Raw genomic sequence first — 19,065 nt, forward strand, 5'->3', positions numbered from 1 at the left:
AGGCGCACATGTCTATTGCTGTAAAAATGAATGACCCGAGCACGACGGGTGTTAATGATGCTACGGGGAAGAATTCGCTGACAGGCAGCAACGCAGCCGATCTGCAAAGCAGCTTTCTTACGCTGCTGGTTGCACAGCTGAAAAACCAGGATCCCACCAATCCGTTGCAAAACAACGAACTGACTACCCAACTGGCGCAAATCAGTACCGTGAGCGGTATTGAAAAACTGAACACCACGTTGGGGTCGATCTCCGGGCAGATCGACAACAGTCAGTCGCTGCAGGCCAGTACGTTGATTGGTCACGGCGTCATGATCCCGGGCACCACCATCCTGACCGGTAAAGGTTCGGAAGAGGGGGCAAAAACCACCACCACGCCGTTTGGCGTTGAACTGCAGCAACCGGCAGATAAGGTAACGGCAACCATTACCGATAAAGACGGCAAGGTGGTACGTACCATTGATATTGGTGGGTTGAAAGCAGGCGTTCATACCTTTACCTGGGATGGCACCATGACCGATGGCACGGATGCGCCAAGCGGTTCTTACAACGTGTCAATTGCTGCAAGCAATGGCGGAACGCAACTGGTGGCACAGCCGCTTCAGTTTGCGCTGGTGCAGGGCGTTATTCGCAGTAACGGCGGAAATACGCTGGATCTGGGCACCTATGGAACCACCACCCTCGACGAAGTACGGCAGATAATTTAAGCCACCACACTTATCAGGAGTAAGTCATGGCCTTTTCACAAGCGGTCAGCGGTCTGAACGCTGCAGCGACCAACCTCGATGTCATTGGTAACAACATCGCCAACTCCGCCACCTACGGTTTTAAATCCGGTACGGCATCTTTTGCTGATATGTTTGCCGGTTCTAAAGTGGGTTTGGGCGTTAAAGTGGCGGGTATTACCCAGGACTTTACCGACGGCACCACCACCAACACCGGACGTGGGCTGGATGTTGCTATCAGCCAGAACGGTTTTTTCCGCATGGTAGACAGCAACGGTTCCGTTTTCTACAGCCGTAACGGTCAGTTCAAGCTCGATGAAAACCGCAATATCGTCAACATGCAGGGGCTGCAACTGACGGGTTATCCGGCTACCGGCACACCGCCAACGATCCAGCAAGGGGCTAACCCGGCACCGATCACTATCCCCAATACGCTGATGGCGGCTAAAACCACCACGACCGCGTCAATGCAGATCAACCTGAACTCCACTGACAAAGTGCCAACGAAAACCCCGTTCAATCCAAACGATGCGGATTCCTACAACAAGAAAGGCACCGTTACCGTTTTCGATAGTCAGGGTAATGCCCATGACATGAATATTTTTTATGTCAAAAATGCGCAGAGCAATACCTGGGAAGTTCACACGCAGGATGCTTCAACCGGAGGCGCTGCACAATCAGCCGGGTTTATGCGCTTTAATGAAAACGGTGTGTTTTTAGGGATTAGCGCCACTGCAACCGGGGCGCCAGCAGGAACGGGTATCAACATCACCACCGGGCAGATTAACGGTGCAGATGCTGCAACTTTCTCTCTGAGCTTCCTGAACTCCATGCAGCAGAACACCGGTGCCAACAACATCGTTGCCACGAATCAGAATGGCTACAAGCCGGGTGATCTGGTGAGCTACCAGATTAACAATGACGGTACCGTGGTCGGTAACTACTCCAATGAACAACAACAGGTGCTGGGGCAGATCGTGCTGGCAAACTTTGCCAACAACGAAGGTCTGGCTTCTCAGGGCGATAACGTCTGGGCCGCTACTCAGGCCTCTGGCGTGGCGCTGCTGGGTACCGCAGGCGAAGGAAACTTCGGCAAGCTGACCAACGGTGCGCTGGAAGCGTCAAACGTGGATTTAAGTAAAGAACTGGTGAATATGATCGTCGCCCAGCGTAACTATCAGTCAAACGCGCAGACCATCAAAACCCAGGATCAGATCCTCAACACGCTGGTCAACTTGCGCTAAGCGCCTGACGGGATGGCTTAATGGATCACGCAATATATACCGCCATGGGCGCAGCCAGTCAGACGCTGAATCAACAGGCGGTGACGGCCAGCAACCTGGCAAATGCCTCCACGCCGGGTTTTCGCGCGCAGCTCAATGCGCTACGCGCGGTCCCCGTAGAAGGATTGTCTTTGCCGACGCGTACGCTGGTGGTGGCCTCCACGCCGGGGGCCGATATGACGCCGGGCCAGATGGACTATACCTCACGTCCATTAGACGTGGCGCTGCAACAGGATGGCTGGTTGGCTGTGCAGACCGCGGACGGCAGCGAAGGTTATACCCGTAATGGTGCCATTCAGGTAAGCCCTACGGGTGAACTGACCATTCAGGGACACCCGGTGATTGGCGAAGCCGGACCGATAGCCGTACCGGAAGGTTCAGAAGTCACCATTGCGGCTGACGGAACGATTTCGGCGCTAAACCCTGGCGATCCGGCGAATACCGTAGCGCCAGTTGGGCGACTGAAGTTAGTGAAGGCGACGGGGAGTGAAGTGCAACGTGGCGATGACGGTATGTTCCGTCTGACCCAGGCCGCACAGGCTACTCGTGGTGCGACGTTACAGGCCGATCCTGGCATTCGTGTCATGTCGGGCGTGCTGGAAGGCAGTAACGTCAAGCCGGTTGCCGCGATGAGTGACATGATCGCTAACGCCCGCCGTTTCGAAATGCAAATGAAGATTATCAGTAGCGTGGATGATAACGCGGGCCGCGCCAACCAACTGCTGTCGATGAGTTAATACAGGACATTTTATGATCAATTCATTATGGATCGCCAAAACCGGCCTGGATGCGCAGCAAACCAACATGGATGTGATTGCCAACAACCTGGCAAACGTCAGCACCAACGGATTTAAGCGCCAACGTGCGGTATTTGAAGATCTGTTGTATCAGACGATTCGCCAGCCTGGCGCGCAGTCTTCTGAACAAACTACGCTGCCGTCTGGTTTGCAGATTGGTACCGGTGTGCGTCCGGTTGCTACCGAACGTTTACACAGTCAGGGTAACCTGTCGCAGACCAACAACAGTAAAGATGTGGCGATTAAAGGCCAGGGCTTTTTCCAGGTCATGCTGCCAGATGGCACGTCAGCCTATACCCGTGACGGTTCTTTCCAGGTGGATCAAAACGGTCAACTGGTGACCGCGGGTGGTTTTCAGGTGCAACCGGCCATCACCATTCCGGCTAACTCGCTCAGTATCACTATTGGACGCGACGGGATTGTCAGCGTGACCCAGCAGGGTCAGGCTGCACCGGTTCAGGTAGGGCAGCTTAACCTGACTACCTTTATGAACGATACCGGCCTGGAAAGCATTGGTGAGAATCTGTACACCGAAACGCAGTCATCCGGTGCGCCGAACGAGAGCACGCCGGGGCTGAACGGCGCGGGTCTGCTGTATCAGGGATATGTTGAAACCTCTAACGTCAACGTGGCGGAAGAGTTGGTAAACATGATCCAGGTTCAGCGCGCTTATGAAATCAACAGTAAAGCGGTATCGACCACCGATCAGATGCTGCAAAAACTGACGCAACTCTAAAGTGTGGTCCGGTGGGGTGCAAACCTCACCGGCACACTGATTTTGAAGATGACGGCAATGCGAAAATACGCGCTTCACCCATACCCAATTTTAGCCCTGTTGGTGGTTTCACTGACAGGATGCGCCTGGATCCCGGCTACGCCCCTCGTGCAAGGCGCGACGACCGCCCAGCCCGTTCCTGGTCCAACGCCGGTGGCAAATGGCTCAATCTTCCAGTCGGCGCAGCCGATTAACTACGGCTATCAGCCGCTATTCGAAGACCGCCGCCCGCGCAATATTGGCGATACGTTAACCATCGTATTGCAGGAAAACGTCAGCGCGAGCAAAAGCTCTTCGGCTAACGCCAGCCGTGACGGCAAAACCAACTTTGGTTTTGATACTGTCCCGCGCTATTTGCAAGGATTGTTCGGTAACGAACGTGCCGACGTAGAAGCGTCAGGCGGTAACTCCTTTAACGGTAAAGGCGGCGCGAACGCCAGAAATACCTTCAGCGGTACGCTGACCGTAACGGTCGATCAGGTACTGGTGAATGGCAACTTACATGTCGTGGGTGAAAAACAGATCGCCATTAATCAGGGCACTGAATTCATTCGCTTCTCCGGGGTGGTTAACCCTCGCACTATCAGTGGCAGTAACTCCGTACCGTCAACTCAGGTTGCGGATGCGCGGATTGAGTACGTCGGCAACGGCTACATCAATGAAGCGCAAAATATGGGCTGGTTGCAGCGTTTCTTCCTTAACTTGTCGCCGATGTAAGCGAGGTACCCTGTGTTTAAATCTTTTGTTGGAATGGTACTAGTGCTGGTAACCGCCTTCGCGTATGCCGACCGTATTCGTGACCTGACCAGCGTGCAGGGCGTGCGGGAAAACTCGCTGATTGGTTATGGGCTGGTGGTCGGACTGGATGGCACAGGTGACCAGACTACACAGACGCCATTTACGACACAAACGCTCAACAACATGCTGTCGCAGTTGGGGATCACCGTGCCCACTGGCACCAATATGCAACTGAAAAACGTGGCAGCGGTAATGGTCACTGCGCAGTTCCCGGCCTTTGGTCGTCAAGGGCAAACTATTGACGTGGTCGTCTCTTCCATGGGGAACGCTAAAAGCCTGCGCGGCGGAACGCTGCTGATGACTCCGCTGAAAGGGGTCGATAGCCAGGTCTATGCGTTGGCGCAGGGGAATATTCTGGTTGGCGGTGCAGGCGCGGCTGCGGGTGGCAGTAGCGTGCAGGTAAACCAGCTCAATGGTGGACGTATTACCAACGGCGCGACCATCGAACGTGAATTACCCAGCCAGTTCGGCGGCGGTAACACCATTAATTTGCAGCTGAATAATGAAGATTTCACAATGGCACAGCAAATTACCGACACTATTAATCGCTCGCGCGGTTTTGGCAGCGCAACGGCGCTGGATGCCCGGACAATCCAGGTGCGGGTGCCAAGCGGCAACAGTTCGCAGGTGCGCTTCCTCGCCGACATTCAGAATATGGAGGTGAACGTCACGCCGCAGGACGCGAAAGTGATTATTAACTCGCGTACGGGATCGGTGGTCATGAACCGCGAAGTGACGCTGGACAGTTGTGCTGTGGCGCAAGGTAACCTGTCGATCACAGTTAACCGCCAGGCGAATGTTAGCCAGCCGGATACGCCGTTTGGCGGTGGACAAACTGTAGTGACGCCGCAAACGCAGATCGATCTGCGTCAGAGCGGTGGTTCGTTGCAGAGCGTGCGCTCCAGCGCCAACCTGAACAATGTCGTACGTGCATTGAATGCGCTGGGGGCAACACCGATGGATCTGATGTCTATCCTGCAATCCATGCAAAGTGCGGGTTGTCTGCGCGCCAAACTGGAAATCATCTGATGATTGGTGATACCAAATTGCTGACCAGCGCCGCCTGGGATGCGCAATCACTGAACGAACTGAAAGCGAAAGCGGGTCAGGACCCGGCGGCGAATATCCGCCCGGTTGCCCGCCAGGTTGAAGGGATGTTCGTGCAAATGATGCTGAAAAGCATGCGTGAAGCGTTGCCAAAAGATGGCGTGTTTAGCAGCGACTCGACGCGTTTGTATACCAGTATGTATGACCAGCAAATTGCGCAGCAGATGACCGCAGGTAAAGGTCTGGGGCTGGCTGAGATGATGGTTAAGCAGATGACCGAAGGGCAGGCGCAACCTGCGGATGACGCGCCGCAGGTGCCAATGAAGTTCTCACTGGAAACGGTGACCAGCTATCAAAATCAGGCGCTGACGCAACTGGTCCGCAAAGCGATTCCCCGGGCGACAGACAGCAATGAAGAACCGTTATCAGGTGACAGTAAAGATTTCCTTGCCCAGCTCTCGCTACCGGCAAAACTGGCCAGCCAGCAAAGCGGTGTTCCGCACCATCTGATTCTGGCGCAGGCGGCGCTGGAATCCGGTTGGGGCCAGCGACAGATTCGCCGTGAAAACGGCGAACCGAGCTTTAACATTTTTGGCGTGAAGGCTTCGGGAAGCTGGAAAGGTCCAACCACCGAAATCACCACTACCGAATATGAAAACGGTGAGGCGAAAAAGGTGAAAGCCCGCTTCCGCGTCTACAGCTCTTATCTTGAGGCGCTGTCGGATTACGTCGGTCTGATATCCCGTAATCCGCGCTACGCGGCGGTAACCGCCGCCGCGACCGCCGAGCAGGGAGCGCAGGCGCTGCAGAATGCCGGTTACGCGACCGACCCTAACTACGCACGCAAATTAACCAGCATGATCCAGCAGTTGAAATCGATGAGCGAAAAAGTGAGCAAAACCTACAGTACGAATATCGATAATCTCTTTTAAATAGCTCAAGTCTACCAACCTGCTGCCGATAATAACGAGTATTGAAGGATTACAAGGAACCTCCATGTCCAGCTTGATTAATAACGCGATGAGTGGACTCAGCGCAGCGCAGGCCGCGTTGAGTACCGCCAGTAATAATATCTCCAGCTATAACGTTGCCGGCTACACCCGCCAAACGACAATTATGGCACAGGCGAACAGCACGCTGGGTGCGGGGGGCTGGGTTGGCAATGGCGTCTATGTTTCTGGCGTGCAGCGCGAGTATGACTCCTTTATCACTAATCAGTTGCGAGCAGCGCAGAATCAGAGCAGCGGTCTGACGACGCGCTATGAGCAAATGTCAAAAATTGACAATCTGCTCTCCAGCAAAACCAGTTCCATTTCGACCTCAATGCAGGACTTTTTTACCGGTTTGCAAACGCTGGTCAGTAATGCCGAAGATCCGGCGGCGCGTCAGGCGTTGATCGGCAAAGCGAATGGTTTAGTGAATCAGTTTAAAACAACTGACCAGTATCTGCGCGATCAGGATAAGCAGGTCAATACTGCAATAAAAGCAAGTGTTGATCAGATCAACAACTACTCGAAACAGATTGCCAGTCTTAACGACCAGATTTCCCGTCTGACGGGCGTCGGCGCGGGTGCATCGCCTAACGATTTGCTTGACCAGCGCGACCAACTGGTCAGTGAACTTAACCAGATTGTCGGCGTGGAAGTCAGCGTGCAGGACGGCGGGACTTACAATGTTACCATGGCGAACGGCTATTCACTGGTGCAGGGCAGCAATGCGCGTCAACTGGCGGCAGTCCCTTCCAGCGACGATCCTAATCGCACTACTGTGGCCTACGTTGATGGGGTTGCCGGTAATGTCGAGATCCCCGAGAAACTGTTGAATACCGGTTCATTGGGCGGATTACTGACTTTCCGTTCGCAGGAACTGGATCAGACGCGCAACACTCTTGGCCAACTGGCGCTGGCGTTTGCCGATGCGTTTAACACCCAGCATAAAGAAGGTTTTGATGCTAACGGCGATCAGGGCAAGGATTTCTTTGCTATTGGCAGCCCGGCTGTATTCAATAACACAAAAAATTCGGGGACAGGATCGCTAGGCGCGAAGATCACCGACAGTTCTGCTGTACAGGCGACAGATTATAAAATCGTTTTTGATGGGACGGACTGGCAGGTTACACGTCTGGCTGACAACACCAGCTTCAAAGCTACCGTGGCTGGCGGAAAAATGTCCTTCGATGGGATGGAGATTACAGTTAACGCGGGGGCGACAGCTAATGACAGCTTTATAGTGAAGCCGGTGAGTAACGCTGTTGTTGATATGAAAGTCATGGTGACCGATGAGTCGAAAATTGCGATGGCTCAAGTGTCTAAAAATGATCCCGATCCGGATATTGATAAGGGTAAAAGCGATAACCGCAACGGCCAGAAACTGCTGGATCTGCAAACCAAGGCCACTGTCGGTGATAAAACCTTTAATGACGCCTACGCCACGCTGGTGAGCGATGTTGGTAACAAAACCGCAACGCTGAAAACCAGTGCCATCACCCAGAATAACGTGGTAACGCAACTTTATAAGCAGCAGCAGTCTATTTCCGGGGTTAACCTCGATGAAGAGTACGGAAATTTGCAGCGTTATCAACAATATTACCTGGCTAACGCGCAAGTACTGCAAACTGCGAATGCGCTGTTCGATGCACTGATTAATATTCGCTAAGGGAGAGGGAAACTATGCGTATTAGCACCCAGATGATGTACCAGCAGAATATGCGCGGCATCACTAACTCTCAGGCGGAATGGATGAAGTTCGGCGAGCAGATGTCGACGGGCAAACGCGTGCTGAACCCATCTGACGATCCGATTGCCGCCTCGCAAGCTGTAGTACTTTCGCAGGCTCAGGCGCAGAACAGCCAATACACGTTGGCGCGCACATTCGCGACGCAAAAAGTGTCGCTGGAAGAGAACGTGCTGAATCAGGTGACGACGGCGATCCAGACTGCGCAGGAAAAAATCGTTAGTGCGGGAAACGGTACGTTAAGTGATGATGACCGTGCATCGTTGGCCACCGACCTGCAGGGGATCCGCGATCAGCTGATGAACCTGGCGAACAGCACCGACGGTAATGGGCGCTACATTTTTGGCGGATATAAAACAGAATCTGCACCGTTTGCCCAGGCTGATGGCGCTTACAGCGGCGGTACGACAAACGTCACCCAGCAGGTTGATGCCTCCCGGACCATGGTGATTGGTCATACTGGCGATAAAGTCTTCGCCAGCCTGACCAGCAACGCCGTGCCTGAACCTGCGGGCGGTACTCAGGAAAAGAACCTGTTCAAAATGCTGGATAGCGCGATTGATGCGCTTAACACACCGGTTGAGGGCAATGATGCGGCAAAAGCTACTGCCACTGCAGCCATCGATAAAACCAGCCGAGGTCTTAAAAACTCGCTGAATAACGTGCTGTCTGTACGTGCAGAATTAGGCACGCAGCTAAGCGAATTGAGCTCGCTGGATTCACTGGGTGCCGATCGTGCATTGGGGCAAACCCAACAGATGAGTAATCTGGTGGATGTCGACTGGAACGCCGCGATTTCGTCTTACGTGATGCAACAAGCCGCACTGCAGGCATCGTATAAAACGTTTACTGATATGCAGGGCATGTCGCTGTTCCAGCTTAACCGGTAACGACCCATTTTGAACATATCATGAAACTGGATATGTTTATCTGCCCGCTCCCTTAACACCCGGAGCGGGCATTTTTTTAGGCGTCAGTCGTTTTGTAAAGTGACAGATTGCTTGTGAGTCTGATTACCAGTGCGATCGCACCGCTACATGTTGCCAGTGCAACCACACCTTCCCAGTTTGCCAGCGCGTAAACCTGGCTGCCGAGAACTGAACCCAGCGCCATACCGATAAATACCATGGTAAACAACAGTGCGTTCAGACGCCCTCTGGCCTGAGGCTCCAGGCTATAGACCAGGTTCTGGTGGGCAACCAGGCTGGATTGTAATCCGAGATCAAAACCTACCGCTGAAAGGGCAATAAGCAACCATTGTCCCTGAACTGGTAGAGCGGGTAACAAGAACATCAGTGCGAAGGATACCGTGACCAGTAAAGCACTTAACTGCGTCACTTTCGCAGCACCTACTTTATCAGCAAGGTGACCTGCCAGCGGCGCGGCAAGCGCTCCGGCCGCACCCGCGATACCAAACGCGCCTGCCATCGCGCTACCCATTTGGTAATGTTCAGATAACATCACAGCCAGCGTAGACCAGAAGGCGCTAAAGGCAATGGACAGAAAACCTTGCGCCAGTGCCGCGCGCCGTAAGGCGGGATACCTTTGCCACAGTTGCGCCATCGAGAGCATTAATGACGGGTAGCTCAACGTGGAATGGACGGCAAAACGAGGCAGTGCTTTCCACATAATCACGGTAATAACAGCAATACTGACGGCGGCGAGCTGATACATTTCGCGCCAGCCAAAGGCTTCACCTATCAGTCCACTGATGGTACGCGAGAGTAAAATCCCCAGCAGTAGGCCAGTCATTACGGTGCCCACCGTTTTTCCCTGCCTGCCTTCAGGCGCCAGAATGGCCGCTGCGGGGACAATGTCCTGCGCCATAGTTGCCGCCATTCCCATCAGCAGGCTGACCAGCAATAGTGAATACAACTGTCCGGTAAAGCTGCAGGCCAGAAGAAGGAAGGCAAGCGTGAAGCTTTTAAACAGAATTAGCGTCCGGCGATCATAACGGTCTCCCAGGGGCAGTAAAAACAAAATCCCCAGCGCGTATCCCGCCTGGGTGAGCGTCGGAACCAGCCCCATGCCGGTGATGCTTAAGTCCAGATCCTGACCCATTAAAGGCAGAAGAGGCTGGGCATAGTAGATAGCGGCCACGCTGAAACCAGCGCCCAATGCCAGAACAAAAATGACCCAACGGGAAAGTGCGATATGCGTGTTCACAAATGATTCCTCAATCACAGGATGTGCGGCTATTTTTATCCTTCAGCGGATGGTGCGGTAGCGAGCGCAGTGGTAAAACTGTTATACGTATAGCGTATGAAGAAATTACGAATGATAAAAAATGAACGTATAGATAGGGTGGAGCTGATGCGGACTTTCGTGCGCATCGTCGAGGCTGGATCGCTTTCGGCTGCGGCAAAACAGATGGGCACAACGCAGGCGACTGTCAGCCGCCGGTTACAATCCCTGGAGGCACTGCTTGGTGTGAAACTGATAATGCGCACCACGCATGCGATGAAATTAACCGACGACGGTGAGCGCGGCTACCAGCATGCCAAGAAAATTATTGATGCGTGGCTGGCACTGGAAGATGGGCTCAATGTCACGGAGGAGGAACCGGTGGGCACGCTGCGGGTACGTGCACCGCATGCCTTCGGGCAGCAACAACTTCTTGAGCCGTTGCTGCACTTTCTTTCTCGTTATCCGCAGTTGTCGGTAGAGTGGATGCTCAATGATAAAACCGTTGATTTCCTCAGCGATAATATTGATTGCGCGATCAGGGTGGGGGCAGAGGTTGATCCGGACACTGTCTCGGTATTACTGGCCGAAGTTCCCCGGAGTATGGTGGTGAGTCCCGCATTGCTGGCGCAGTATGGCGAGCTTTCGCATCCGGAGCAATTATCCGCGCTGCCGTGGATTGCCGTGAACACGTTTTACCAACATAGCGTTTCGTTACTGCATCAATCGCGTAATGAACCGGTTACGCTGAATATTACACCCAGATTAAGCACCGACAGTATTTATGTTGCCAGAAATGCTGCCCTGGCAGGGTTAGGCGTGACGATTGTGTCGAGCTGGATGGTCGAGGAAGATATTGCCAGCGGACGCCTGGTTACGTTGCTACCCGAGTGGCATGCGGCATCGTTGCCTGTGCATTTGGTCTATCCCTGGGCGCGTTACTATCCGACCCGATTACGCAAATTTTTAGCTTTAATGAAAGATGTCATGCCGCAGCTAACGGGGATGAAACGTGTAAAACCCACGTAGAACCGATATAAAAAAGCCGACCCGAAGGTCGGCTTTGATAGTGATTATGACTTACTCAACAGGTTGCGGGCGTGTTGCTGGCGCGGTCGCCTGGTGCGTGGCGCTGTGTCCGCCTGCAGCACCTTTACCTTCAAAGGCGAATGCCGGACGTTGCCACTCGCTATGACGCGGCGCTTCAGGCACATATTCCGGTGCCGGGGCGCGGGTCATCGGTGCGGTCGCATGGCTGTGAAGATGTTCTGCGTCAGCGCTGGTTACGACAACGTCAGACTTAACGACTTCGGTTTCGACGACAGGTGCTGCAACAACTTGTTGCGGCGCTGCAACTTCTTCAACAACAGGCGCTGTTTCCACAACCTCGACAATCTCTTCAACCGATTCAGGCTGGGAGACAACGACGTCTGCAGGTTCTTCGACAACAGGCGCAGCTACAACTTCAGTTACAGGTTCGGCTTTCGCAGCGATCTCCTCGGCAACAGGTGCGTCGGATTCAGCGATAATTTGCGACTGCTGCTCGGCCGGAGCTGCAATAACTTCCGGATGTGTGGTTTCAACCTGTGTGGTTTCAACAACGGCGGCCTGAGTTTCAGCTACGACAACCTCTGGCTGTACGGTTTCAACCGGTGCAGGAGTGTCCACAATGTGTTCTGCAGCTGCTGCAGCAACCTGAGGCTCTACGGCTACTGGTGCTGTTTGCGGCTGGACCATTTCCTGCTCGCGTTGCTCTTCACTCTGCTGATCCTGAGGACGAGCGACAGGATAGCGGATCCATACTTTACCGGACGCTAATTCCGGAGAGGCGCAGGCGACGGTTAACGGCATCGGCGACTGAACCGGGTAACGCTCGTCACGGTAACGGCGACGACGCTGTCCACTTACGCGCAGATGGCGAGGAGAGCGACGGGAACGACGCGGCATGCCATTGGAGTCACGCGCTTCGCTGTTGTCTTCCTGCTCAGTTGCGACGACAGCTGGCAGATCAACTTTCGCCAGTTCGGTACGCTGTACCGGTGCAGACTGTTCAGTAGGCTGAGTGACAACTGTTTCAGCGACCACGGCGGCGGTAGCCACTTCGGTTTCGACTGCCGGACTGTCTGTGAAACGAACTTTCTGACTCAACTGACGCTGTTTACGGCGAGTTTGAGGCTGACGTACGCGCTCTTCCTGCTCGGTATCCTGCACTGGTTGTTCAGCCTGGTTCAGCTCTTTAACTTCCTGCTGTGCCTGACGTTTATCATCGTTACGACGACGGTTGCGTTCGCGACGCGGAGCCTGCTGCTCATCGCCTGACTTCGTTTTGTCTGCAATGTCAGTGGATTGCTGGCGGTTATCACGTGCTTCCGCATTTTGCTGCTGTGATTGACGACGATTACGGCGGTTTTCTTCGCGATTTTCGCCGCTTTCTGAACGCTCGTTACGGTTGTCACGGTCACCACGGTTGTCGCGATTATCACGACGATCGTTACGGTCGCGACGATTGTTCTGACGCGGTTTACGACGATCCTGTTGGCGTTCCGTTTTCTCTTCAGCTTTCGGCGCAGGTTGTTCAACCGGTTTTACTTCTTCGCTACCGCTGAAGATGGACTTCAGAGCGCCAAAGAAACGACTAATCAAACCCGGCTGTGCGGCGACAGCTGTGGTCGCAACAGCAGCTTTAGGCGCAACGGCTTTCGTAGCTGGCTCCTGCAGTGCAGGGGCTGGCGGCACGTCTGGCATCGCAAAGGTGGCCAGCGCCGGTTGTTCTGGCTGTTTACGCTCGACGTATTCTTCTTCCGTCGGCAATGCCATCGCTTCTTCATGCAGTTTCGGCAGCAGGTAGCTCAGGGTAGGCGTTTCTTCCCCTTTGCGTACACGCAGCACGGAGTAGTGCGGGGTTTCCATCTGATCGTTTGGCACGATCACACAGCGCACCCCGTTCTGACGCGTCTCGATGGCATTTACCGCGGTACGTTTTTCGTTAAGCAGATAGGATGCGATCGGCACAGGAACAATAGCGTGAACTTCCTGCGTATTTTCTTTCAACGCTTCTTCTTCGATCAGACGCAGAATAGACAACGACAGTGATTCGTTATCACGTACGGTACCGGTGCCGGAGCAGCGCGGGCACACGTGATGGCTGGATTCACCCAGCGACGGGCTCAGACGCTGACGGGACATCTCCAGCAGACCGAAACGAGAAATATGGCTGATCTGAATACGTGCTCTGTCCTGACGCACAGCTTCACGCAGACGGTTTTCAACCGCACGCTGGTGGCGAACCGGGGTCATATCGATAAAGTCGATAACAATCAGGCCGCCGAGGTCGCGCAGGCGCAACTGACGAGCAATTTCATCGGCTGCTTCAAGGTTTGTGTTGAACGCTGTTTCTTCGATGTCGCCGCCGCGGGTTGCGCGTGCGGAGTTGATATCGATAGCGGTCAGCGCTTCAGTGCTGTCGATTACGATTGAGCCGCCGGACGGCAGACGTACTTCGCGCTGGAACGCAGACTCAATTTGAGACTCGATTTGATAGTGGCTGAACAGCGGGATTTCACCGGTGTACAGTTTGATTTTGCTGCTGAAATCCGGACGCCCCAATGCAGCGATGTGCTGACGCGCCATCTCCATGACTTTTGGGTTGTCGATGAGGATTTCGCCGATGTCCTGACGTAAGTAGTCACGGAATGCGCGAACGATAACGTTGCTTTCCTGGTGGATCAGGAACGGAGCAGGGCGGCTTTCAGCGGCTTTTTGAATCGCTTCCCAGTGTTTCAGGCGGAAGCTCAGGTCCCACTGCAGTGCTTCGGCGGATTTGCCGACACCTGCGGTACGCACGATAAGCCCCATGCCATCAGGCAGTTCCAGACTTGCCAGTGCTTCTTTCAGTTCGGTACGGTCGTCGCCTTCAATGCGACGGGAGATGCCGCCCGCGCGCGGGTTGTTCGGCATCAGAACCAGATAGCTCCCCGCCAGGCTGATAAAGGTGGTCAGCGCAGCGCCTTTATTGCCGCGTTCTTCTTTATCGATCTGAACAATGACTTCCTGACCTTCGCGCAACACGTCTTTTATGTTGGGACGACCATGGGAGTTGTAGTTAGCGGGGAAGTATTCGCGGGCAATTTCTTTTAACGGGAGGAAACCGTGACGTTCAGCGCCGTAATCAACGAAAGCAGCTTCCAGACTCGGTTCAATACGGGTAATTTTGCCTTTATAGATATTGGCTTTTTTCTGTTCGTGTCCAGGACTTTCAATATCCAGATCGTACAGACGCTGCCCATCTACAAGGGCGACACGCAACTCTTCCTGCTGAGTCGCGTTAATTAACATTCTTTTCATCGTAACTTACTCATTATTCTTACATTGACGACTAAGCTGCGGGCAGAGTAATGCCTTTCCGGGTGTGAACCGATGGCCTCGTGTCTATTCGCGTCGCCAACCTCACGGTTATCGTCAGCTCAAAGAGGCGCAGAGTGTCGGTTGCCTGTATTTCATACGGAAACACAGCGCAATTATCAGGGGAACAGTCTGGGTGTTACTCTCCAGAGAAGCTTCCTTATTACCGGTAAGGACTGCAACCCGCAGCCCGCTAACTGCCTGAAAGATCAATACGTCTTACGCCATTGCTGCGTTGATGATCGGTCGGGCAAAATTGGGTCATTCCGGAAAAGTTCTTGTTTTAACAAGATTCAACACGGAAACAACCTCATTATTCCACTGCTAACCTTGTTATAGCAAGATGACTTTTGCCATTTATCACCCGGTTACTCACAGTTTTTTCACTTCCGCGTAGTGATTGCTTTAATAACCACCAAATCGGCGATGTCAAACTTAAGTAATAAGGTATAGCAGTTAATATAAGCATAGAAAAATGTGTGGCGCGAATCTTGATGGCTATTTAAAATCGGCCCCCATGAAAACAGAGACTCCAGCCGTAAAAACAGTTGCCATTACTGCCGACGAAGCAGGGCAACGCATCGACAACTTTTTGCGCACCCAGCTTAAGGGCGTGCCGAAAAGTATGATTTATCGCATTTTGCGTAAAGGCGAAGTGCGGGTGAACAAAAAACGCATTAAACCCGAGTACAAACTCGAAGACGGGGACATTGTGCGTATTCCACCTGTGCGTGTCGCTGAACGTGAAGAAGAGGCCATTTCACCAAATCTGCAGAAGGTCGCGGCGCTGACCGATGTCATTTTATATGAAGATGACCACATTCTGGTGCTTAACAAACCTTCGGGCACGGCCGTGCACGGCGGCAGCGGACTTAGCTTTGGCGTCATTGAAGGCTTACGCGCGCTGCGTCCGGAAGCACGTTTCCTTGAGCTGGTGCATCGCCTCGATCGGGATACATCCGGTGTGCTGTTGGTAGCCAAAAAACGCTCAGCCTTACGTTCGTTGCATGAACAACTGCGTGAAAAAGGCATGCAGAAAGACTACCTCGCGCTGGTCCGAGGCCAGTGGCAGTCGCATGTTAAATCCGTGCAGGCGCCGCTGTTAAAGAACATTCTGCAAAGCGGCGAGCGTATCGTGCGGGTGAATCAGGAAGGCAAACCATCGGAAACACGCTTTAAAGTGGAAGAGCGCTACGCGTTTGCTACGCTTGTGCGCTGCAGTCCGGTGACCGGACGCACGCACCAGATTCGTGTGCATACGCAATATGCCGGACATCCTATTGCCTTTGACGATCGCTACGGCGACCGCGAGTTTGATAAGCAACTGGCGGATACCGGGTTGAGCAGGCTGTTTTTGCACGCCGCAGCATTGAAGTTTACTCATCCGGGGACGGGTGAAGTGATGCGTATTGAAGCGCCGATGGATAAGCAGTTGAAGCGCTGTCTCGAAGTATTACGCAGCAAAGGCTGATGCGCGTTGCGATTTTATCGCGCTAAATCCGTAGGCCTGATAGCGACGTAAACGTCTTATCAGGCCTACGTGATTACGCCTGTCAGCAGTTCTTTAATCATGCGTTCAGCGGGTTCATCTCTTCCCGCCGCAGCATTTGACATAATGCAATCAGTGGCAAACCGATCAAGGTATTTGGATCGCGACCTTCCAGGCGCTCAAAGAGTGCGATACCCAATCCTTCGCTTTTAAAACTACCGGCACAATGCAGCGGACGCTCTTTGCGCACGTAATCTTCAATTTCAGTTTCGCTTAAATGACGAAAATGAACGTCAAACGGCTCAACTTCAGTTTGTAAATGTCCGGTTGCAGAATTATACAGCGCAAGACCGGTATAAAACGTCACAATATTGCCACGGGCTTTGAGTAATTGCTGGCGCGCATTTTCTTCTGTTAATGGTTTACCGGTTATTTCACCATCAAGAACACAAATTTGATCGGATCCGATAATCAGATGCGAGGGATAACGGTGGGCGAGTGATTGCGCTTTTTGCTGCGCCAGTCGCAACACCAGGTGACGCGGTGCTTCGCCCGGTAACGGCGTTTCATCAACTTCAGGTGCTGCGCATTCGAACGGAATAGCCAGTTTTTCCAGTAAAGCGCGACGCCAGGGAGAGGTGGAAGCAAGAATAAGTTGAGGCATATTTTTTCCCTCGCATATAGCGTATTGATGAGAGCCATTTTAAACTATGGACTTCGTCCTGCAAGCTGGCTGTATTGGCTTGTGTTGAGCGATTTTAAGTCGATGACCCGCAATGTGTGCGAATTATTGGCAAAAGGCAACCACAGGCTGCCTTTTTCTTTGACTATATGACGTTACAAAGTTAATATGCGCGCCCTATGCAAAAGGTAAAATTACCCCTGACTCTTGATCCGGTTCGTACGGCTCAAAAACGCCTGGATTATGAAGGTATCTATACTTCTGATCTGGTTGAGCGTGTCGCCGATTCTGTAGTCAGTGTGGACAGTGATGTGGAATGCTCCATGTCGTTCGCTATCGATAACCAGCGTCTTGCCGTTATAACCGGTGATGCGAAGGTTTCGGTTACGCTCGAATGTCAGCGTTGCGGGAAACCGTTCCCACTTCATGTACACACAACATATTGTTTTAGTCCTGTCCGTTCTGACGAACAGGCTGAAGCACTCCCGGAAGCGTATGAGCCGATTGAGGTTAACGAATTCGGTGAAATCGATCTGCTTGCAATGGTTGAAGATGAGATTATCCTCTCCTTGCCGGTAGTTCCGGTGCATGATTCTGAACACTGTGAAGTGTCCGAGGCGGACATGGTCTTTGGCGAATTGCCTGATGAAGCGCAAAAACCAAACCCATTTGCCGTATTAGCCAGCTTAAAGCGTAAGTAATTGAGGAGTAAGGTCCATGGCCGTACAACAGAATAAACCAACCCGTTCCAAACGTGGCATGCGTCGTTCTCATGACGCTCTGACCGCAGTCACCAGCCTGTCTGTAGACAAAACTTCTGGTGAACAACACCTGCGTCACCACATCACTGCCGACGGTTTCTACCGCGGCCGTAAGGTAATCGCTAAGTAATCACGCATGACTCAATGACTTTCCCACTACGGTGAGAAAGACATAGAGTACACGCGTGATGAAGCTTAGTGAGGCTTTCCCCGGGTAACTGGGGAAACACCTAACCGGGCAGCGACGATACCTTGACACGTCTAACCCTGGCGTTAGATGTCATGGGGGGAGATTTTGGCCCTACCGTGACAGTGCCTGCAGCATTGCAGGCACTGAATTCTAACTCGCAACTCACACTTCTTTTAGTCGGGGATCCCGATACAATCACGCCATTACTTGCCAAAGCTGACTTCGAACAACGTTCACGTCTGCAGATTATTCCTGCTCAGTCAGTTATTGCCAGTGATGCCCGGCCCTCGCAAGCTATTCGCGCCAGTCGTGGAAGCTCAATGCGTGTTGCCCTGGAGCTCGTGAAAGAAGGTCGAGCGCAAGCTTGTGTGAGCGCCGGTAACACAGGCGCGCTAATGGGACTTGCGAAATTATTGCTCAAACCCCTTGAGGGGATTGAACGTCCCGCATTGGTGACGGTTTTACCGCATCAGCAAAAGGGTAAAACGGTGGTGCTGGATTTAGGCGCCAACGTGGATTGTGATAGCACGATGTTGGTGCAATTTGCCGTCATGGGTTCCGTGCTGGCAGAAGAGGTGGTTGGCATTGCCAGGCCTCGTGTTGCGTTGCTCAATATCGGTGAAGAAGAAACTAAGGGTCTCGACAGTATTCGAGATGCTTCTGCAGTGCTAAAAACAATCCCTTCCATCAATTATATCGGCTATCTTGAAGCCAATGAGTTGCTGACCGGCAAAACGGATGTGTTGGTCTGTGATGGCTTTACGGGTAATGTCACATTAAAGACGATGGAAGGTGTTGTCAGAATGTTCCTTTCATTGCTGAAATCTCAGGGTGAGGGTAAAAAACGGTCGTGGTGGCTGCTGTTATTAAAACGTTGGTTACAAAAAAGCCTGACAAGGCGATTTAGTCACCTCAACCCCGACCAGTATAATGGCGCCTGTCTGTTAGGATTGCGCGGCACGGTGATTAAGAGTCATGGTGCGGCCAATCAGCGAGCATTTGAAGTCGCGATTGAACAGGCAGTGCAGGCGGTGCAGCGACAACTTCCTCAACGAATTGCCGCTCGCCTGGAATCTGTATACCCAGCTGGATTCGAACTGCTGGACGGTGGCGAAAGCGCAAACTCGCGAGCACACAGATAACGGTGCGTTTGTGAATGCTGCCAGCGTACCGGCGATTTGCTCGTAGCGGTATATAACC

The 19,065-nt window shown here is 53.0% G+C and carries 17 protein-coding genes; 14 read left to right on the forward strand and 3 right to left on the reverse strand.

Annotated features, from left to right (window positions below; all coding sequences use genetic code 11):
* Nucleotides 1-8 precede the first annotated feature (8 nt).
* From flgD to flgL, 9 genes are all read left to right on the forward strand, one after another.
* Nucleotides 9-707: a flagellar hook assembly protein FlgD gene (gene flgD, locus On2M_RS13215; protein WP_151219684.1), complete on the forward strand. Its 699-nt coding sequence runs from the start codon at nucleotides 9-11 to the stop codon at nucleotides 705-707.
* A 26-nt stretch (nucleotides 708-733) separates the two neighbouring features.
* Nucleotides 734-1,969 carry a flagellar hook protein FlgE gene (gene flgE / locus On2M_RS13220; RefSeq protein ID WP_151219685.1) on the forward strand — a complete coding sequence of 412 codons (1,236 nt, stop codon included), beginning with the start codon at nucleotides 734-736 and terminating at the stop codon, nucleotides 1,967-1,969.
* A gap of 20 nt (nucleotides 1,970-1,989) precedes the next feature.
* Complete coding sequence (locus On2M_RS13225; RefSeq protein WP_151219686.1) at nucleotides 1,990-2,745, forward strand: flagellar basal body rod protein FlgF; 756 nt, start codon at nucleotides 1,990-1,992, stop codon at nucleotides 2,743-2,745.
* Between the two features lie 13 nt (nucleotides 2,746-2,758).
* A complete protein-coding gene (gene flgG, locus On2M_RS13230) occupies nucleotides 2,759-3,541 on the forward strand; it encodes a flagellar basal-body rod protein FlgG (RefSeq protein ID WP_005129045.1) in 783 nt (260 codons plus the stop codon).
* Between the two features lie 57 nt (nucleotides 3,542-3,598).
* Complete coding sequence (gene flgH, locus On2M_RS13235; protein ID WP_003836756.1) at nucleotides 3,599-4,297, forward strand: flagellar basal body L-ring protein FlgH; 699 nt, start codon at nucleotides 3,599-3,601, stop codon at nucleotides 4,295-4,297.
* Between the two features lie 33 nt (nucleotides 4,298-4,330).
* Nucleotides 4,331-5,407: a flagellar basal body P-ring protein FlgI gene (locus On2M_RS13240; RefSeq protein ID WP_151219696.1), complete on the forward strand. Its 1,077-nt coding sequence runs from the start codon at nucleotides 4,331-4,333 to the stop codon at nucleotides 5,405-5,407.
* Complete coding sequence (gene flgJ, locus On2M_RS13245) at nucleotides 5,407-6,357, forward strand: flagellar assembly peptidoglycan hydrolase FlgJ (RefSeq protein WP_151219687.1); 951 nt, start codon at nucleotides 5,407-5,409, stop codon at nucleotides 6,355-6,357. Before On2M_RS13240 ends, flgJ begins: the two co-directional genes overlap by 1 nt.
* 64 nt (nucleotides 6,358-6,421) lie before the next feature.
* On the forward strand, nucleotides 6,422-8,080 hold the full coding sequence (gene flgK, locus On2M_RS13250; RefSeq protein WP_187252646.1) for a flagellar hook-associated protein FlgK: 1,659 nt from the start codon (nucleotides 6,422-6,424) through the stop codon (nucleotides 8,078-8,080).
* A 14-nt stretch (nucleotides 8,081-8,094) separates the two neighbouring features.
* A complete protein-coding gene (gene flgL, locus On2M_RS13255; RefSeq protein ID WP_151218939.1) occupies nucleotides 8,095-9,048 on the forward strand; it encodes a flagellar hook-associated protein FlgL in 954 nt (317 codons plus the stop codon).
* A gap of 76 nt (nucleotides 9,049-9,124) precedes the next feature.
* On the opposite strand, the gene On2M_RS13260 is transcribed toward flgL, so the two are convergent.
* On the reverse strand, nucleotides 9,125-10,324 hold the full coding sequence (locus tag On2M_RS13260; protein ID WP_210904956.1) for an MFS transporter: 1,200 nt from the start codon (nucleotides 10,322-10,324) through the stop codon (nucleotides 9,125-9,127).
* A 96-nt stretch (nucleotides 10,325-10,420) separates the two neighbouring features.
* Between On2M_RS13260 and On2M_RS13265 the strand changes: the two genes are divergently transcribed.
* A complete protein-coding gene (locus On2M_RS13265) occupies nucleotides 10,421-11,371 on the forward strand; it encodes a LysR family transcriptional regulator (protein ID WP_247604987.1) in 951 nt (316 codons plus the stop codon).
* A 51-nt stretch (nucleotides 11,372-11,422) separates the two neighbouring features.
* On the opposite strand, the gene rne is transcribed toward On2M_RS13265, so the two are convergent.
* Nucleotides 11,423-14,686 (reverse strand): ribonuclease E, encoded by a 3,264-nt coding sequence (rne, locus tag On2M_RS13270; RefSeq protein WP_210904957.1) that lies wholly within the window; start codon nucleotides 14,684-14,686, stop codon nucleotides 11,423-11,425.
* A 574-nt stretch (nucleotides 14,687-15,260) separates the two neighbouring features.
* On the opposite strand from rne, the gene rluC reads away from it, so the two are divergent.
* Nucleotides 15,261-16,214, forward strand: coding sequence for a 23S rRNA pseudouridine(955/2504/2580) synthase RluC (rluC, locus tag On2M_RS13275; protein WP_187252642.1), 954 nt, complete (start codon nucleotides 15,261-15,263; stop codon nucleotides 16,212-16,214).
* 97 nt (nucleotides 16,215-16,311) lie between these two features.
* Here rluC and On2M_RS13280 read toward each other — a convergent pair whose 3' ends face one another.
* Nucleotides 16,312-16,896, reverse strand: a complete 585-nt coding sequence (locus tag On2M_RS13280; RefSeq protein WP_151218936.1) for a nucleoside triphosphate pyrophosphatase — start codon at nucleotides 16,894-16,896, stop codon at nucleotides 16,312-16,314.
* Between the two features lie 197 nt (nucleotides 16,897-17,093).
* Here On2M_RS13280 and yceD point away from each other — a divergent pair, with 197 nt between their 5' ends.
* From yceD to plsX, 3 genes are all read left to right on the forward strand, one after another.
* On the forward strand, nucleotides 17,094-17,615 hold the full coding sequence (gene yceD / locus On2M_RS13285; protein ID WP_003036239.1) for a 23S rRNA accumulation protein YceD: 522 nt from the start codon (nucleotides 17,094-17,096) through the stop codon (nucleotides 17,613-17,615).
* Nucleotides 17,616-17,631: 16 nt separating this feature from the next.
* A complete protein-coding gene (gene rpmF, locus On2M_RS13290) occupies nucleotides 17,632-17,805 on the forward strand; it encodes a 50S ribosomal protein L32 (RefSeq protein WP_003036242.1) in 174 nt (57 codons plus the stop codon).
* Between the two features lie 122 nt (nucleotides 17,806-17,927).
* Nucleotides 17,928-19,007 carry a phosphate acyltransferase PlsX gene (gene plsX, locus On2M_RS13295; RefSeq protein ID WP_151225245.1) on the forward strand — a complete coding sequence of 360 codons (1,080 nt, stop codon included), beginning with the start codon at nucleotides 17,928-17,930 and terminating at the stop codon, nucleotides 19,005-19,007.
* Nucleotides 19,008-19,065: the final 58 nt, after the last annotated feature.

The organism is Citrobacter sp. On2M, assembly GCF_018035235.1.
In the GTDB taxonomy this organism is placed as follows: Bacteria; Pseudomonadota; Gammaproteobacteria; order Enterobacterales; family Enterobacteriaceae; genus Citrobacter; species Citrobacter meridianamericanus.

Bases quoted from the DNA above. Each gene is read 5' to 3' on its own strand.
- flgD (WP_151219684.1), top strand. From the start codon at position 9: ATGTCTATTGCTGTAAAAATGAATGACCCGAGCACGACGGGTGTTAAT.
- flgE (WP_151219685.1), top strand. From the start codon at position 734: ATGGCCTTTTCACAAGCGGTCAGCGGTCTGAACGCTGCAGCGACCAAC.
- On2M_RS13225 (WP_151219686.1), top strand. From the start codon at position 1,990: ATGGATCACGCAATATATACCGCCATGGGCGCAGCCAGTCAGACGCTG.
- flgG (WP_005129045.1), top strand. From the start codon at position 2,759: ATGATCAATTCATTATGGATCGCCAAAACCGGCCTGGATGCGCAGCAA.
- flgH (WP_003836756.1), top strand. From the start codon at position 3,599: ATGCGAAAATACGCGCTTCACCCATACCCAATTTTAGCCCTGTTGGTG.
- On2M_RS13240 (WP_151219696.1), top strand. From the start codon at position 4,331: ATGGTACTAGTGCTGGTAACCGCCTTCGCGTATGCCGACCGTATTCGT.
- flgJ (WP_151219687.1), top strand. From the start codon at position 5,407: ATGATTGGTGATACCAAATTGCTGACCAGCGCCGCCTGGGATGCGCAA.
- flgK (WP_187252646.1), top strand. From the start codon at position 6,422: ATGTCCAGCTTGATTAATAACGCGATGAGTGGACTCAGCGCAGCGCAG.
- flgL (WP_151218939.1), top strand. From the start codon at position 8,095: ATGCGTATTAGCACCCAGATGATGTACCAGCAGAATATGCGCGGCATC.
- On2M_RS13265 (WP_247604987.1), top strand. From the start codon at position 10,421: ATGAAGAAATTACGAATGATAAAAAATGAACGTATAGATAGGGTGGAG.
- rne (WP_210904957.1), bottom strand. From the start codon at position 14,686: ATGAAAAGAATGTTAATTAACGCGACTCAGCAGGAAGAGTTGCGTGTC.
- rluC (WP_187252642.1), top strand. From the start codon at position 15,261: ATGAAAACAGAGACTCCAGCCGTAAAAACAGTTGCCATTACTGCCGAC.
- On2M_RS13280 (WP_151218936.1), bottom strand. From the start codon at position 16,896: ATGCCTCAACTTATTCTTGCTTCCACCTCTCCCTGGCGTCGCGCTTTA.
- yceD (WP_003036239.1), top strand. From the start codon at position 17,094: ATGCAAAAGGTAAAATTACCCCTGACTCTTGATCCGGTTCGTACGGCT.
- rpmF (WP_003036242.1), top strand. From the start codon at position 17,632: ATGGCCGTACAACAGAATAAACCAACCCGTTCCAAACGTGGCATGCGT.